Raw genomic sequence first — 1,506 nt, forward strand, 5'->3', positions numbered from 1 at the left:
AAATAAGAAATAACTTTTATGGAAGATATAAGGCTCTTGGAAAGAAAAGTTTGCAATTTGTGTTTATAGTAAAAAATTACTTGATAAACTCGAATATTTAAATACTAAAGTAGCAAATCCTATAGATATACTCCTCAGATATACTCGAAATCAAAAAAGGTATCTACTATGCACGTAACACGGTTCTTAAATGCATCAATCAGGCGATCCTTATTATTCGCACCTGATTGAGGTAACAAAGACACAATTATTATGCTACAAGCTGCGTTACTTCATGATACTATTGAGGATGCAGAATTAACTGAAGAAACAATTACCGAAATTTTTGGACCGGAAGTAGCAAAACACGTAGAAGGTCTAACTAGAATTAAATCTTACGGGAAGATAAGTAGCGGAGAAAGCCTAAACTGATTAATTAAAGAGAAAAGATACAATACGGAATTAATAAAATTATTTGACCGAATTCATAATGTGCAAACTTTGGGAGTTAAATCACCTGAGAAAGCTAGAAAAATTATTGAAGAGACTTTAATAAATTTTCTTTTGGTCGCTGCTAATATAAATTATAAACTAGAACGAGAATTTGCTAAGTTATGCCTAAAAGTTTTTAATATTGAACTTGAAAGACACAAAGCTTTTTCTAATAATAACTCTCTGCTTCCTCCTCTAGCTTTATAAAATGATTTACTCCAAATGTTATAACCAATTAGAATTGGAATAATCAAGAATAATAATCCCCAGTGATTAAAATAATCTATCAAGTAAATTGTTCTACAAGAAGAAACTGCAAACATTAAAGCTCGTGATAAAGCAAATAACCAAAATATTAATAACTTAAATTTTATAAGAATTAATGGATATATTTTATAGATAAGTTAATATTATATATGAACCTAAATTTACTATTGAGACAATAAAATTATTATGTATGATCTGTTCACTGGTGTAACCACAGGTATTTTTTAATATATTACTACAATGTGAGTAGGTAAAATAAAATGATACAGGCCATGCACATTCAATTAAAAAATAAGCCAAACAGGTTTTTTTATTGACCTTTTCTTGTAGCAGAAAATGGTTTTTTTATATTTATATCTCCTTTTTCAATAGCATCAGCTAAGCTTTCTTGAAGTTGGTGTTTTGCATCTGCAAATACAGGAGTTTCCTATAAAGTAGTTCGTGCAGTTAGTCCAATCACAGCAATAACTGCTCCCATCCAAAAGGCTATACGCCAACTAAAACTATAGCTGGTAACTATAGATGCTATACCGAGTGCTGCAACGCCTACTACAGTAGATGCTGCGACAATCATAGCCACGCTTGAATATTGAGTAGGAGGTTTTGTGATTTCGGTTAAATAAATTTGAGCTCCCATAATCTCGCCCATTGATGAGATCCCTTGAGCAACTCTACATAATAGTAGCAGCTATAACTATTTCTGAGTAAGGAGCAAGAGTTGTTGTAATAGTAATTGCCATAATAGCTGTGGTGATAATAACAGTCTAT

The 1,506-nt window shown here is 31.1% G+C and carries 3 protein-coding genes and 1 pseudogene; 2 read left to right on the forward strand and 2 right to left on the reverse strand.

The genetic code is table 11. The features are described from left to right. The first annotated feature begins 252 nt into the window (after nt 1–252). Entirely contained in the window at nt 253–411 is a 159-nt protein-coding gene (locus GCO76_RS07890; protein ID WP_410956784.1) for an HD domain-containing protein, read from the forward strand. 60 nt (nt 412–471) lie between these two features. Continuing rightward, entirely contained in the window at nt 472–678 is a 207-nt protein-coding gene (locus GCO76_RS07895) for a guanosine polyphosphate pyrophosphohydrolase (RefSeq protein ID WP_410956785.1), read from the forward strand. Here the strand turns inward: GCO76_RS07895 and GCO76_RS07900 are convergent. Then, a pseudogene (locus tag GCO76_RS07900) lies at nt 641–821 on the reverse strand (proline/betaine transporter); the annotation flags it as partial. The gene GCO76_RS07895 and the pseudogene GCO76_RS07900 overlap by 38 nt on opposite strands. A 344-nt stretch (nt 822–1,165) precedes the next feature. Then, nucleotides 1,166–1,387, reverse strand: coding sequence for an MFS transporter (locus GCO76_RS07905; protein ID WP_103896897.1), 222 nt, complete (start codon nt 1,385–1,387; stop codon nt 1,166–1,168). Nucleotides 1,388–1,506 lie beyond the last annotated feature (119 nt).

This window comes from Rickettsia koreansis (assembly GCF_046532895.1).
GTDB classification, from domain to species: domain Bacteria; phylum Pseudomonadota; class Alphaproteobacteria; order Rickettsiales; family Rickettsiaceae; genus Rickettsia; species Rickettsia rickettsii.